Here is a 14,234-nt window from a genome sequence, read left to right as displayed (position 1 = left end):
GGAGGGTGACACCCAGTGGACGAGACGTACGACGTGGTGGTGGTTGGCGGCGGCGCCGCCGGTCTGAGCGGGGCGCTGGCACTGACGCGGGCACGGCGGTCGGTGCTGGTGATCGACTCAGGCGAGCCGCGCAACGCCCCGGCCGGGCACGTGCACAACTACCTGACCCGCGACGGCACACCGCCGGCCGAGCTGCTGGCGACCGGCCGCACCGAGGTGGCCGGCTACGGCGGGCAGTTCCGGACCGGCCGGGTGGACGCGGCGAGCCGGGACGACGAGGGCTTCAAGCTCAGCCTCGACGACGGGAGCACCCTCCGGGCCCGGCGGCTGCTGGTCACCACCGGGCTGACCGACGAGCTGCCCGACGTGCCCGGAGTGGCGCAGCGGTGGGGCCGCGACGTGCTGCACTGCCCGTACTGCCACGGCTGGGAGGTTCGGGACCGGCGGATCGGCGTGCTGGCCACCGGGCCGCTGGCCCTGCACCAGGCGGAGATGTGGCGGCAGTGGAGTTCGGACGTGCTGCTCCTGCTGCACGACGCCCCGGCTCCGGACGAGGCGGCGGCCGAACGGCTCGCCGCCCGGGGCATCGCCGTGGTGCCGGGTCCGGTGGCCGGACTGGAGGTCAGCGGCGACGCGTTGACCGGCGTCCGGCTCGCCTCGGGCCGGGTGGTGGCGCTGGACGCGGTGGTGGTCGCGACCCGGATGGTCCCCCGCGCCGGCCTGCTGGTGGGGCTGGGTCTGGCTCCGGAGGAGGTGACGATGGGCGAGTACGTGATCGGCACCCAGATCCCGGCCGACCCCTCGGGGGCGACGAGCGTCCCGGGCGTCTGGGTGGCCGGTAACGCGGCCGACCTGCGCAGCCAGGTGATCTCCGCCGCCGCGGCCGGGCTCAATGCCGGCGCGGCGATCAACGCCGACCTGATCGCCGCGGACACCGAGGCCGCGCTGACCGCGTACCGGCAGATGCTGGCCACCGCCTTCGAGGCGCCGGCCTGGGAGGAGCGCTACCGGTCCCGGCCGACGGTATGGAGCGGTCGGCCGAACCCCCAGCTGGTCACCGAGGCCGCCGACCTCAAGCCGGGGCGGGCGCTGGACGTGGGCAGCGGCGAGGGCGCCGACGCGGTGTGGTTGGCCGAGCGCGGGTGGCGGGTGACCGCCGTGGACATCTCCACCACCGCGCTGGGCCGGGCCGCCGGGCACGCCGACGCCGCCGGCGTCGGCGACCTCATCGAGTGGACGCACGCCGACCTACGCGAGACGCCGCCGGCGCAGGAGGCGTACGACCTGGTGTCCGCCCAGTTCATGCACCTGCCTCCGGAGCAGCGGCGGGAGTTGTTCACCCGGCTGGCCGCCGCCGTGGCACCGGGCGGCACCCTGCTGATCGTCGGGCACCACCCGTTCGACCTGTGGACGTCGGCGCACCGGCTGCACGTACCGGACATGATGTTCACCGGTGAGGAGGTGGCTGACTCCCTCGACCCGGCCCGGTGGGAGGTGCTGTCCGCCGAGGCGCGGCCCCGGACGGGCCACGACCCGGAGGGCCAGGAAATCACCCTGCACGACGCGGTGCTGCTCGCCCGTCGGCGCTGAGCACGGGGTGCCGTGGCGGCCGGAGGCGGGAGCGGTCGGTGCAACGAGCGGTATACCTCAGAGTCATATTTATGCCTCTGAGGTATACCGCCCGATCGCCAGATGCCCGCGGCGCGAGGTGACGCTGCGTAGTGCAATGTCACTGTCGCGTCAGCCGTCCGCCACCTGATTCACCCCGGCCGGACGCGCGGGCTGTGCAGGCTGCCCAGCGTGACAGCTCCGACCCTGCTCGCGGCGAACCCCGCCGCGCGTACCGACCGGCCGCCCGGCCGAAGCCGCCGGGGCGCCGCCCCGGCGCGAACCCGGGAAACGGCACTCGGCCTGCTCTTCGTCCTTCCCGGCCTGGCCGGCCTCGGCGTCTTCGTGATCTTCCCGCTGTTCCAGGCGGTGTTCCTGGCCACCCGGGGTAACGACATCCTGGGCAACCCGACCCGGTCGGTGGGGTTGGCGCACTTCCACGAGCTGCTCACGCCGGAATTCGGCACGGTGCTCTGGCAGACGCTGGTCTTCACCGTCCTGGTGGTGGTGCCCGGCGTGCTGCTGCCGCTCGCGCTCGCCGCGCCGATGACCCAGCGCCTGCCCGGCATGCGGGTCTTCCGGACCGCCTTCGCCCTGCCGTTCGCCTACTCGGTCTCGGCGGCCAGCGTGGTCTGGCTGATCATGTTGAATCCCGGCATCTCGCCGGTGAACTGGGCGCTGGGTCTGATCGGCGTTCCCGCGCCGAACTGGACCACCGAGCCGGGCTGGGCGATGGCCACGGTCGTCGGCGTCACCGTGTGGATGGTCTCCGGATTCAACCTGCTCGTCCTCGCCGCCGGCCTGGCCGGCGTGGACGAGGAGGTGTTGGAGGCGGCCCGGATGGACGGCGCCACCGGCCCCCGGCAGTTCGTCAGCATCGTGTTGCCGATGATCTCGCCGAGCCTCTTCTTCGCCGTGGTGACCACCACGCTGGCCGCGCTCCAGGCGCTCGGCCAGGTGCAGATCATGACCGACGGCGGGCCGAACGGGCACACCCGCACGCTGGTCTATTCGATCTTCGACAACGCGTTCCACAACAACAACAGCAACTTCGGGCTGGCCAGCGCGCAGGGTCTGGTGCTGTTGGTGATCGGCGTACTGATCGCCGTGGTGCAGTTCGGCGTCCTGGAGAGGCGGGTGCACTACCGGTGAGCAGAAGCGTGAACCGACCCGGTCCGGTACCGACCGTCCTGACCTACCTCTGGCTGGGCATCGCCGCGGTGGTGCTGCTCTTCCCGGTGCTGCTCACCGTGCTCGGTGGCTTCCTGCCGTCAAGCGCACTGCTGCACCAGCCGCCGCAGCTCTTCGGCGGCAGTTGGACGCTGGAGAACTACCGGGCGGCCTGGCGACAGCCGGTGGTGCCACTGGCCCCGGCCTTCATGAACTCGCTCTTCGTCGGGCTGAGCGTGATGCTCGGGCACCTGGTCACGTCGTGCCTGGCCGCGTACGCCCTGGTCTTCCTGCGCAGTCCGCTGCGCCGGCCGATCTTCTGGCTGTTCCTGGCCACGATCATGGTGCCGTACGAGTCGATCGTGGTGCCGAACGCGCTGTTCATCCGGTCGATGGGCATCAACGACAACCGACTCAGCCTGATCCTGCCGTTCCTGGCCAGCGGCTTCGGCGTGTTCATGCTGCGCCAGGCGTTCGCCCAGTTTCCCCGGGAGCTGCGCGAGGCCGCCGTCATCGACGGCTGCGGCCACCTGCGGTTCCTGGTCACCATCCTGCTGCCGGCCAGCCGGCCGGCTCTGATCGGCATCGCCGTGTGGTCGTTCCTACAGGGCTGGAACATGTACTTCTGGCCCTTGATCATCTCGTCCAGCAACAACTCGCTGAACACCCTGCAGACCGCGGTCTTCGCCCTCAAGGACAACGAGGGCGGCAGCCCCGCCGTGCTCCTGGCCGGCATCACCATCACGTTGGTGCCGACGCTGCTGCTGGTCATCTTCGGCCAGCGCTGGCTCGTCCGGGGCTTCACGGCCGGCGCGGTCAAGTAATTCCCTCACCCCAGTAGTAGGAGGAAACAGTGCGTACCACTCTGCGCCGGATGGCGGTCGGGCTCTCGCTCGCCGCCCTCACGGCCACCGCCGCGGCCTGCGGTTCGGCCACGTCGAACAGCAGCAACGCCAGCAGCAGCACGGACGCCCCGGCGGCGAGCGCGCTGGACGGCAAGGGTGAGGTGTCGATCGACTTCTGGCACGCGATGAGCGGCAAGAACGGCGAGGCGCTCAAGCAGCTCACCGACCAGTTCAACGCGAAGAACAAGGGTCGCGTCAAGGTCAACCTTCAGTTCAAGAACACCTACGACGACACCCTGTCGGCGTACAAGGCCGCGCTGAACAGCGGGCAGGCGCCGGACGTGGTGCAGGTGTACGACATCGGCACCCGCTTCATGATCGACTCGAAGTCGATCGTGCCGGTGCAGTCCTTCGTGGACGCCGACAAGACCAACACCTCCGACATCCAGCCGAACATCGCCGGCTACTACTCGGTCGACAACAAGCTCTACTCGATGCCGTTCAACACCTCGATGCCGCTGCTCTACCTGAACAAGACGGCGTTCACCAAGGCCGGTCTCGACCCGGCGAACCCGCCGAAGACGCTCGACGAGATCACCGCCGCCGCCCGCAAGCTCACCGTCAAGGACGCCAACGGCCGGGTCACCCAGTACGGCTTCGGCGCGGCGCTCTACGGCTGGTTCCTCGAGCAGTGGACCGCCTCGGGCAACCAGGAGTACTGCGACCAGGGCAACGGCCGCGACGGCCGGGGCACCACCGTCAAGCTGGCCACCGACGACCACATCAAGCTGCTCGCCTGGTGGAAGAAGATGGTGGACGAGGGCCTGGCGCCCAAGCTGGACAGCAACACCACGACGGCCGACAACGCGTTCACCGCCGGCACCGTGGCGATGACCCTGGAGTCGACCGGCTCGCTGGGCGGCTTCCTCAAGAGCGCCGAGGGCAAGTTCGACATCGCCACCGGCAACTACCCGAAGATCAACGCGACCGACGCGGGCGGCCCGATCATCGGCGGCGCATCGCTCTGGGTCGTCGGCAAGGGCAAGGACGACGCGCACAAGCGCGCCGCCTGGGAGTTCGTGAAGTCTCTGTCCGACAAGGACACCCAGGCCACCTGGCACACCTCGACCGGGTACTTCCCGATCAGCAAGGGCGCGCTGGAGACCGACGTCGACAAGCAGTGGGTGGCGCAGCGGCCGCAGTTCCAGACCGCCATCACCCAGCTGCAGAACACCCCGTTGAGCAAGGCCACCCAGGGCTGCCTGCTCGGCGCGATGCCGCAGGCCCGCAAGGCCGCGGAGCAGGCCATGCAGGCGGCGGTGCTCAGCGGCACCGACCCGCGCGCCGCGTTGGAGCAGCAGGAGCAGGCCCTCACCACCCCCATCAAGGACTACAACCAGTCCGTCGCGGGCTGACCCACGCCCCAACCACGCTGGCCGGTCGCCCACCCGCGACCGGCCAGCGTCGCTTTCCCGACCCTCCCCCCTTACTCCTTCCCCACCCCAGGGCCTACGCTCGGCGCGGGCTCGGCGGTAGCGTTGCGCCACACTCACGGCCCGCGGGGCGGTCGACCGCCGACCCTGGCGCCTCGATCGTATGGAGGATGGTGCATGTCCATCGGCGCTGAGCCGCTCGCAGGACGCGACGATGCGGCCTCGCGGCCGAGCTTCGAGCTCACGCTGCGCGGCTACGACAAACGCCAGGTCGACCGGCACCTGGAGGAGCTCGACGGTCAGCTCGCCATGCTGAGCGGCGAGCACGGACGCTCCGCCGTCCGGGTCCGTGAGCTGACCGCCGAGGTGCAACGGCTGCGCGCCGAGTTGGCCGAGCTGCACGAGCAGCCGGCGCAGGTGGACCGCGCGTCGTTCCACGATCTGGGCCCGATGGTCGGCGAGATCATGGCCCTGGCCGAGAAGCAGGCCGCACTGATCACCGATTCGGCCACCGACCGGGCGAACGAGCTGCGGACCGAGACGGAACGGATCCTCGCCGACACCCGGGAGCGGGCTGCGCAGGCCCGCCAGGACCTGGCCGAGGAGCTGGCCTCCCGGCGCGCCGAGCAGGAGCAGGCGCACGAGGAGCGGCGCAGCATGGCCGAGGCCGAGCTCACCGCCATCCGCGAGCACGCCGAGCAGCTGCGCGCCGACGGTGAGGCCGCGCACGATCGCGCGCAGCACGAGGCTAAGCGGATCACCGAGCAGAGTGCGCAGCAGCTCAACCAGACCCGGGTCGCCGCCGACGCGCTGATGAAGTCGGCCCGCACCCAGATCCAGCAGGAGCTTCAGGCCGCCCGGTCCAAGAACCAGCAGGAGATGGCCCAGTGGCAGGCCGGGGTGGAACGCGAGATCAACGAGCGTCGGACCGTCGCCGAGCAGGAGGTCGCCGAGCAGCAGGCGGCCGCGGAGCGGGAGCTGGCCGAGCAACGCAGCGCGACCGAGCAGCAGATCGCCGCGCTGCTGGCCGAGGCGCAGCAGCACGTCACCGAGCTGCGTAACCGGTCCGACGAGCAGGCCGCCGCCCACCAGGAGCAGCTCACCGCCCTGCAGCAGGAGATCGAGGAGCGCCGGCAGGAGTCTGCCCAGCTGCACGCCGAGTTGGAGACCGCCAGCCAGCAGCTCGCCGAGATCCGCCAGGAGGGCGAGACCCTGGAGAACGAGCTGACCCGCGTGCAGCAGCGGCTGAACGAGGTCCGCCGCGACCTCACCGCCGAGAGCACTCGGTTGGAGGAGGCCCGGCGAGCCGGCGATTCCGCCGAGCGGCACGCCAAGGAGGTCCGGGCCCGGGTGCAGCGGGAGGCGAAGCGGGTGGCCGACCTGGCCGCCGCCGCGGTCATGGCCGCAGCGGCCGGCGGTTCGGAGACCGCCGAGTACCCGATGGTGGGTGCCCGGTCCGTGGACCGGACGGGCGTCGACCGGATCAGCGTCGAGCGCGCCGACACCGACCGACCCAGCGCCGGCCCGTCCGGCGATGACCAGCCCGGCCACGAGCAGAGCGGCCACGAGCAGAGCGGCCACGACCAGTCCGGCCACACGCAGTCCGGCCACGACCAGTCCGGCCACACGCAGTCCGGCCACACGCTGCCCGGCCACGAACAGAGCGGCCACGACCAGCCCGGCCACACGCTGCCCGGCCACGACCAGCCCGGCCACGAGCGGGACGGCGGACCGGCCCTCGCGGACGACCCGGCCGTGTCCGCCGACCGTGCCGTCGTCCCGGAGCGGCCCGACACCGACACCGACACCGACACCGACCTCGGGCGGCACGGCGGCGTCGGCGACCCCGTCCTCCGGCGGCACGTCGGCGACCCGGCTCCCGTACCGTTCCTGCCCTTTGGACAGCCGGTCAGCGAGAACGGTGCCGCCCGGGGCTGACGCCACGACGATCGAAACGGGTCCGGGGCGGATCTGCACCGAATCTGCACAACGTCTTCGCGGTACGCCCGCGACGCTGTGTTTGGGTGGGTGGATGAGCCAGCTCACGGCGGCGACCGCCGCTCCGGACCAAATCGCCTACCTGGACACGGCCGCTGCCACCGCGGTCGGCATCGCGTACAAGCAGCGGTTTGTCGACGCCCTCGACGTGCGGCCCGGTCATGCCGTGGTGGACATCGGCTGCGGCCCGGGAACCGATCTCGGGCGACTGGCCGACGCCGCTCAGCCCGGCGGCCTGGTCGTCGGAGTCGACCGCGAGTCGCGGATGCTGGCCGAGGCCGGTCGGCGGCTGGCCGACAGACCGACCGTCGAGCTGCGCGAAGGCGATGCGCACGCACTCCCGCTGGCCGACGCCAGCGTGGATCGGGCCAGGGTGGATCGCGTGCTGATGCACGTCGAGGATCCCGCGACGGTGCTGGCCGAGGTTCGTCGGGTGCTGCGCCCCGATGGCGTGTTCGCGATGGCCGAGCCGGACTGGGACACTCTGGCGGTCGCCGACGAGGACGTGCGGACGAGTCGCCGCTTCGCCCGGTTCGTCGCGGGGCGGGTGCGCAATCCGACGATCGGCCGGGAGCTGGTCCGGCTGTCGGCTCAGGCCGGCCTGCGGGTGCGCTCGGTCGAGGCCGTCGCCGTGGTCTTTCGGGATTTCGACACGGCCGACCAGATTCTGGGCCTACGGCGCAACTCCGCTCGCGCGGTGGCGGCCGGGGAGTTGACGGAGGCGGACGCTCAGCCGTGGCTTCAGCGTCTGATGGCCGGCCCCATGCTGGCGGGTTTTACGTTCTACCTGGTCACCGCTGCCCGCCCGTAACGGCCTTCGCAGCGGTTCCGGCCAGCCGACCAGTCCGGACAGCTGCCGGCCGCTATTCGGGCTGGTCGGCGATCTCGGCACGGACCCGGTGTTGGAAGGCGCGGGCCTGCGCGCCGGTGGGTGGCGGCCCGCCGTGCCGTGCGGCGATCGACTGGCGGATCACCTCGGCCTGTTCGCCGGTGTCGAGGAGCCGTCGACCGGCCGCGATCTTGGCCAGCCAGACGCCGTCACGGTGTCGCACCAGGGATCGGCAGGCGCCGAGCACCGCATCCTGGGCACCGGGCGCGGGCCGGTCGTCCGGAGGCGTCGGCAGGGCAAGCCACCAGGACAGCGCCTCGATCAGCAGGTGGCGCAGGTCGGCCGGCGACAGGTCGGCGAAGGCCTCCCCCGCCGGAGGTCCGAGCAGTGGCAGTCCACTCTGGTGCAGGATGCTGCGGTCCAGTCCGTACCAGAATCGGCCGTCGGTCGGCGGGCGGTCCGCCGGGTCGAGGGTGCACCGGAACGGCATCTCGGCCCCGGTGTTCAGCTCGACCTCGAAGCCCGGCGCCGGGTTACCGGCGGCGGCCACCGACCGCTGGTAGGCGACCAGCTCCAGTCCACGCGCGGGGCAGGGCAGCGCCTCGTGCCGCAGCCGCGCCACCAGTGTGCGCTTGGCGGTCTCGGTCAGCGGCCCGGCGCAGACCAGCGCCACGTCCACGTCGCTGCGGCCGGGCTGGTACGCGCCGAGCCCCACCGAGCCGGCGGCGTACGCGCCCACCAGGTCGTCACCCAGCACGTCGCGGGCGGTCGCGACCAACTCGTCGAGGTAGCGGCGAAGATCGGAGTCCACGCCCCATCCTGACAAGTGGCGCGTACCGCCCCGGATCCGGGTGCGTCAGCCGGCGTAGAGCAGCAGCAGACCGGCGACGGTGTAGGCGACCATCAGCGCCAGCAGTGGGAGCTGGCCGGCCACCGCTCGGGCTCGGGGGAACAGGTACAGGGCGCGGTCGTGAGCGAGCAGCGTTCCGAGCAGGTGCCCGAGGATGATGACGGTGATCTGGAGGCTGGCCACCCCGGACGGGGTGACCAGGGCGGTGTGCGTCTGCCAGTCGGCGGTGCCGAGCCAGTTGGCGCCGGTGTCCAGAGGGTCGGAGAGCAGCGCGACGGTGCGCTGACCCTCCAGGATCAGCAGCGAGTAGTAGTGCGCCACCAGGTAGCCCGCCGCGATCGGCACGATCGAGTGGGCGAGCTCGCCGGGCAGTCGGCGGGCCGAGGCGTCCTCGGTCGCGCTCGCACGCCCGATCCGGGCGGCTGCCCCGGTGGCGACGAGGTACGCGACCGCGACGGCGGCGATGACCAGGATCAGCCCGCCGCTTCCGGTGACCGCCGGGGGCAGCCCGTTCTCCTGCGCGAAGCGCAGCCAGGCCGGGGCGTTGGAGAGGCTGTCGAACATGGTCGAGCCGAGCAGCACGACCACCACGGCGACCAGCCCGGGCTGGGGCCGTAGCCCGGCGATCCCGTCGAGCGGGTTACGCCATACGAGCACGCCGTCCGCGGCCCTGCCGATCGGGGCGAGTCGGCCGATCAGCTCGCTGTACACCTCGAACGGGTCGGCCCGGTCGAACCAGCCTGCGCCGAACAGCGCGGCCCCGGCCAGCATGACCACCACGTACCCGGCCAGCCAGGCGGTGATGACCGGCAGGGTGGCCCGGTCGGGCGCGACCAGTTCGAGCCAGACGAACGCGAACAGGGTGGCGGCGGCCGGCCAGAGCCCCAGGCCGGCGGGCAGTTCGCGGGCACCGCGCGCCGGGTCCCGCCGGGCCGCCAGTGCGGCGAGCAGGTGCACGGTACGCAGCGGATTGACCGCCCGCCAAACCGGTCCGAGCAGCAGCGACACCGGCACCAACCCGACCCACAGCAGCACGTAGAGCGCGCCGGCCGTCGGGTTGTCCGGAGTGTCCGGTCCGGCCAGCAAACCCAGGCAGAACCAGCCGGCGGCGAGCAGACCGAGCCCGCGCAGCACCCACCGGAACGACGGCGCGTCGAGGATCCGGGCCAGACGCTGCGGTACCGGTCGACCACCGGTGGCGTCCCGGTCCAGCCGCGGCTCGCGCCACAGCAGGCCCAGCGCGAGGAACGTGACGACCAGGGTCAGAGCCGCGGCGACGACGAGCTGCGGCAGCGTGATCGGGAGATCCTGCCGGCCACCGACGCCGTGCGCCAGCACCTCGGGAGCGCCGGTCACCATGGTCAGCGGACGACGAGCTGGAACAGCACCAGCTCGGTCTCGTGCGTCTCCACCTCGAACAGCCCGGTCTTGTCGGCGCGGAACTCCACCGACGCGGCCTTGCCGGCCGGCAGCCGCGCGCCCAGGTCGTAGCCGTGCACGTGCAGCTCGTCGGCGACGTCCGAGGTGACCGTGATCCGGACCAGCTGACCCTTACCCACGGTGACCCGCCCGGTCGGCGGGTCGACCCGGCGCTTCGCGATCGTCACGGTGATCTGCCGGTCCACCGCCGGCGTGCTGGCCGCGGCGCTCGGCGTGGGGCTGGCCGACGGCGTCGGCGTGGTCGCGACGGTCGGCGGCGCAGTGCTGGTCGGGGGTGTCGAGGGGGTGTCCGTGGACGGCTCGGCATCCGCACCGCACCCGGCGGCGAGCAGGGCGGTGAGGACGCCGACGGCGACGACGGCGGGTACGCGGGGACCGATGGCACGAAGGGGCACGGCGGACTCCGAACGACGCGAGGGGACGGGGCGGCGATGATCGTCGGGGAGGTGAACTCTACGTCTTGTTCCGCGGCGGGGAAATGACCATCATGAACGAATGCGATCGAGGCTGGTCACTGCGCGTCACGTCCTGAGCCGTACCGTGGCGGCGCTCGCCGCGGCGCTGGCGGTCTCGCTGCTGCTGCCCGCCGCTCCGGCGTCGGCGCACGGCCAGTTGGCGACCTCCACCCCGCTCACCGGGACGGTGGTGCGCGATGCGCTGACGCAGGTGGGGTTGTACTTCACCGAGAAGCCGGCCTCCAACGCGCACTTCACGGTCACCGCGCCGAACGGGTCCAGGGTGGACAACGGCTGGTCGTACGGCGAACCGAAGCGGTTGGACAAGCCGGTCCAGGAATACTTCATGGTCAACGGCGTGTTCGAGCCCCGGCTTTACCACACCGGCTTTCCGGCCATGGTGTCCGTCGCGCACTGGCCGGCGAAGGGAAAATACACGGCCACCTACCTCTCGGCCGCCTCCGACGGTGAGGCGGTGCGGGGCAGCGTCACCTTCGACTACCAGGGCCCCAGCACGGCGGCGCCGGCCGGTTGGACGGTGCCCACGGACGGGCCGGCGCCCACGCTGCTCGCGCTGATCGACGGCACGCCGTCGCCGGGCAGTGGCCAGGCCGGCACCAGCCCCAGCGCGACGGGCGTGATCGGCGCCCCCACCGACCAGCCCGCCGGGGCCACGCCGAAGCAGCAGGACGGCGGGTTCCCTGCCTGGCTGCTGCCCGCCCTGCTCGTCGTGGTGGTCGCCGCGGTCGTGCTGGTGGCCTCCCGCCGTCGCCCCGCCACCCCCGCACGCCGCACCACCACCTCGGCCCGTCGGCCCGCCACCCCGGCGCGCAAGACCGCCACCTCGGCCGGCAAGCCCGGCAACCGGGCCGGTGGGCCGGCGCGGCGCGGGGGGCGTCGGTAGGTCGCGGCACCTCCTACACCGGGGCATTTCTCGCGTACGCCGCGAACTTTCGCACGAACATCGGGAACTTTTGATGTATCGATGCAAAGGCATGGACACCCTGATCGAAACCCCTTAATGTCTCGACCCATCAACCCGGTGTTTCCGAATCGTCACTCGTCGGCGTCGAGGGCGTTACGGAGCCGGGCCCGACGGCCACCACCCCACCACTGCGCCACGCCGGCCGTCGGACACTCCTACCCTCGATGGAGGAACGATGGGCACACGGCTGCCACGCCGATTCCGCAGTCCTGTCCTGGGTGCGCTGGCACTCGTCCTCGCCGCCGGCTTCTGGGCCGACCCGGCCGGCGCCGCCCCGGCACAGGAACCGGGCGTCACGCTGCGCGTCTACGACGTGCAGGTGCCGCTCTCCGAGATCTGTACGCTCAAGCCCGCACAGACCCCGAACGTGGACAAGCTCATGCCCACGATCAACTGGTCGTCGGCGGCGGACTTCGGCTTCGAGGACAACTTCGTCTCGCAGGTGCTCGGCAACATCACCACCCAGGCCGGCAGCTACGCGTTCCGGCTGAGCAGCGACGACGGGTCCAAGCTCACGATCGACAACACCGTGGTGATCAACCACGACGGGCTGCACGGCGCCACCCCGCCCAAGGAGGGCACCGTCACCCTCACCGCCGGGCTGCACCCGCTGCGGATCGACCACTTCGAGCGTGCCGGTGGCCAGCAGATCACCCTGGAGTGGAAGCCGCCCGGCACCTCGTCGTTCGTGGTCGTCCCCAACTCGGCGCTGAGCACCGACGCCGGGGTGGTCCGGGTGACCGCTCCGGGACGCAAGGAGTGCGAGGGGGTCGCCGACTCCCCCGGCGACGGCCTGCCGCTCACCGGCGTACACCCCGGCTACACGCTGACCAACCTGCGGCCCAACGGCTTCCAACCGAAGGTCACCGGGATGGACTGGTTGCCCGACGGCCGGCTGGTGATCTCCACCTGGGGCGGCAGCGACCAGTCCGGCACCTCCGTGGACGGTGAGGTGTACATCATGGGCAACACCGGCGGCGCGACCGGGCCGGGCAACGTGACCACCAAGAAGATCGCCGGTGGCCTCAAGGAGCCGATGGGCCTCAAGGTCGTCGACGGGGTGGTCTACGTGTCGGAGAAGCAGCGGCTGACCCGGCTGGTGGACACCAACGGCGACGAGGTGGCCGACCGCTTCGACACCGTCGCCACCTGGCCGTACGGCGGCAAGTTCCACGAGTTCGCGTTCGGTCTGCTCTACCAGAGCGGGTCCTTCTACGTGAACCTGTCGGTGTCGATCGACTACGGCGGCGCGACCACGGTCCCGCAGCCCGCCGTCAACCGGGGTACCGCCATCCGGGTCAACAAGGACACCGGCGCGATCAGCTACATCGCCGGTGGGCTACGTACCCCGCACGGCATCGGCTGGGGTCCGGAGGGTGGCATCTTCGTCACCGACAACCAGGGCGGCTGGCTGCCCGCGTCGAAGCTGGTGCACATCAAGCAGGGCCGGTTCTTCAACCACTACACGACCCCGGCGGGCCCGTTCGACAACAGCCCGGTCACCGCACCGGTGCTGTGGATGCCGCAGAACGAGATCGCCAACTCGCCCAGCACGCCGCTGTACCTGACCAGCGGCCGGTACGCCGGCCAGTTCGTCATCGGCGACGTGACCTACGGCGGCCTGCAGAGGGCCTCGGTGGAGAAGGTCAACGGCGAGTACCAGGGCGCCCTGTTCCGGCTCACCCAGGGCCTGGAGGCGGGCGTCTCGGAGGTCAACATCGGCCCGGACGGCGCGATCTACGTCGGTGGGCTCGGCGCGGGCGGCAACTGGGGTCAGGCCGGCAAGCTGACGTACGGGCTGCAGAAGCTCACCCCGAACAGCGCCACCACCTTCGAGATGCTGGCCATGCGGGCCACCGCCGCAGGCTTCGAGGTGGAGTACACCCAGCCGGTCTCGGCGGAGACCGCCGCCAACCTGGCCGCGCACTACAAGGTCAAGCAGTGGCGGTACCAGCCGACGTCCAGCTACGGCGGCCCGAAGATCGACGAGGAGACGTTGACCGTCACCTCGGCGACCCTCTCCGCCGACGGTAAGAAGGTCACCCTGGCCATCAGCGGCCTCAAGGCCGGCCGGGTGGTCTACCTGCGCTCGCCGCGCCCGTTCACCTCGACCAGCGGCCAGTCGCTGTGGAGCACCGAGGCGTGGTACACGCTCAACGCCATACCGGGCAGCACCCCGCCGCCGACCGGCGGGCGCATCACCGGCGTCGGCGGCAAGTGCCTGGACATCGACAACGCCGGCACCGCGGACGGCACGAAGATCCAGCTCTGGACCTGCAACGGCACCGGCGCGCAGACGTGGAGCCGGGTCGGCGAGACCTACCGGGCCCTCGGCAAGTGCCTCGACGTGGACAACGGCGGCACGGCCAACGGCACCAAGGTCCAGCTCTGGACCTGCAACGGCACCGGCGCGCAGGTCTGGCAGCCACAGGCTGACGGGTCGATCCGCAACCCGCAGTCGGGCAAGGTGCTGGAGGCCGCCGGTGGCGCCACCGCCGACGGCACCCAGATCCAGCTCGGCACGTACTCCGGTGCCGCCTATCAGAAGTGGGTGGTCAGCGCCGGTTAGCACCCGGTGGGGCGCGGTCTGACCGACGACCGGTCGGACCGCGCTCCGCTCG

At 71.6% G+C, this 14,234-nt stretch carries 11 protein-coding genes; 8 read left to right on the top strand and 3 right to left on the bottom strand.

Translation table 11 applies throughout. The annotated features are described in order from the left end of the window. Positions 1 to 15: 15 nt before the first annotated feature. The 6 genes from ACFQGL_RS13595 (at position 16) to ACFQGL_RS13570 (ending at position 7,865) form a co-directional block, all read left to right on the top strand. A complete protein-coding gene (locus ACFQGL_RS13595; protein WP_377510934.1) occupies positions 16 to 1,590 on the top strand; it encodes an FAD-dependent oxidoreductase in 1,575 nt (524 codons plus the stop codon). A 210-nt stretch (positions 1,591 to 1,800) separates the two neighbouring features. Continuing rightward, positions 1,801 to 2,760: a carbohydrate ABC transporter permease gene (locus tag ACFQGL_RS13590; protein ID WP_377510931.1), complete on the top strand. Its 960-nt coding sequence runs from the start codon at positions 1,801 to 1,803 to the stop codon at positions 2,758 to 2,760. Beyond that, a complete protein-coding gene (locus tag ACFQGL_RS13585; protein WP_377510928.1) occupies positions 2,757 to 3,602 on the top strand; it encodes a carbohydrate ABC transporter permease in 846 nt (281 codons plus the stop codon). Before ACFQGL_RS13590 ends, ACFQGL_RS13585 begins: the two co-directional genes overlap by 4 nt. A gap of 29 nt (positions 3,603 to 3,631) precedes the next feature. Then, a complete protein-coding gene (locus ACFQGL_RS13580) occupies positions 3,632 to 5,038 on the top strand; it encodes an ABC transporter substrate-binding protein (RefSeq protein WP_377510925.1) in 1,407 nt (468 codons plus the stop codon). A gap of 195 nt (positions 5,039 to 5,233) precedes the next feature. Further along, positions 5,234 to 6,994: a hypothetical protein gene (locus ACFQGL_RS13575; protein ID WP_377510922.1), complete on the top strand. Its 1,761-nt coding sequence runs from the start codon at positions 5,234 to 5,236 to the stop codon at positions 6,992 to 6,994. Between the two features lie 94 nt (positions 6,995 to 7,088). Beyond that, entirely contained in the window at positions 7,089 to 7,865 is a 777-nt protein-coding gene (locus ACFQGL_RS13570; RefSeq protein WP_377510919.1) for a methyltransferase domain-containing protein, read from the top strand. A 52-nt stretch (positions 7,866 to 7,917) separates the two neighbouring features. Here ACFQGL_RS13570 and ACFQGL_RS13565 read toward each other — a convergent pair whose 3' ends face one another. From ACFQGL_RS13565 to ACFQGL_RS13555, 3 genes are read right to left on the bottom strand one after another with little or no spacing between them, the layout of a single operon-like run. Beyond that, entirely contained in the window at positions 7,918 to 8,694 is a 777-nt protein-coding gene (locus ACFQGL_RS13565) for a nucleotidyltransferase domain-containing protein (RefSeq protein ID WP_377510916.1), read from the bottom strand. A gap of 45 nt (positions 8,695 to 8,739) precedes the next feature. Continuing rightward, positions 8,740 to 10,092 (bottom strand): hypothetical protein, encoded by a 1,353-nt coding sequence (locus ACFQGL_RS13560; RefSeq protein ID WP_377510913.1) that lies wholly within the window; start codon positions 10,090 to 10,092, stop codon positions 8,740 to 8,742. A 2-nt stretch (positions 10,093 to 10,094) separates the two neighbouring features. Next, complete coding sequence (locus ACFQGL_RS13555; RefSeq protein WP_377510910.1) at positions 10,095 to 10,568, bottom strand: cupredoxin domain-containing protein; 474 nt, start codon at positions 10,566 to 10,568, stop codon at positions 10,095 to 10,097. A gap of 100 nt (positions 10,569 to 10,668) precedes the next feature. Here ACFQGL_RS13555 and ACFQGL_RS13550 point away from each other — a divergent pair, with 100 nt between their 5' ends. After that, positions 10,669 to 11,532, top strand: coding sequence for a copper resistance CopC family protein (locus ACFQGL_RS13550; RefSeq protein WP_377510907.1), 864 nt, complete (start codon positions 10,669 to 10,671; stop codon positions 11,530 to 11,532). A gap of 256 nt (positions 11,533 to 11,788) precedes the next feature. Beyond that, positions 11,789 to 14,182, top strand: coding sequence for a ricin-type beta-trefoil lectin domain protein (locus ACFQGL_RS13545; RefSeq protein ID WP_377510905.1), 2,394 nt, complete (start codon positions 11,789 to 11,791; stop codon positions 14,180 to 14,182). The last annotated feature ends 52 nt before the right edge of the window (positions 14,183 to 14,234 follow it).

Source organism: Micromonospora vulcania, assembly GCF_042658605.1.
Taxonomy (GTDB): domain Bacteria; phylum Actinomycetota; class Actinomycetes; order Mycobacteriales; family Micromonosporaceae; genus Micromonospora; species Micromonospora vulcania.
Note: the sequence above shows the minus strand (reverse complement) of the source record. Positions and strands in the feature narration are given on the sequence as shown.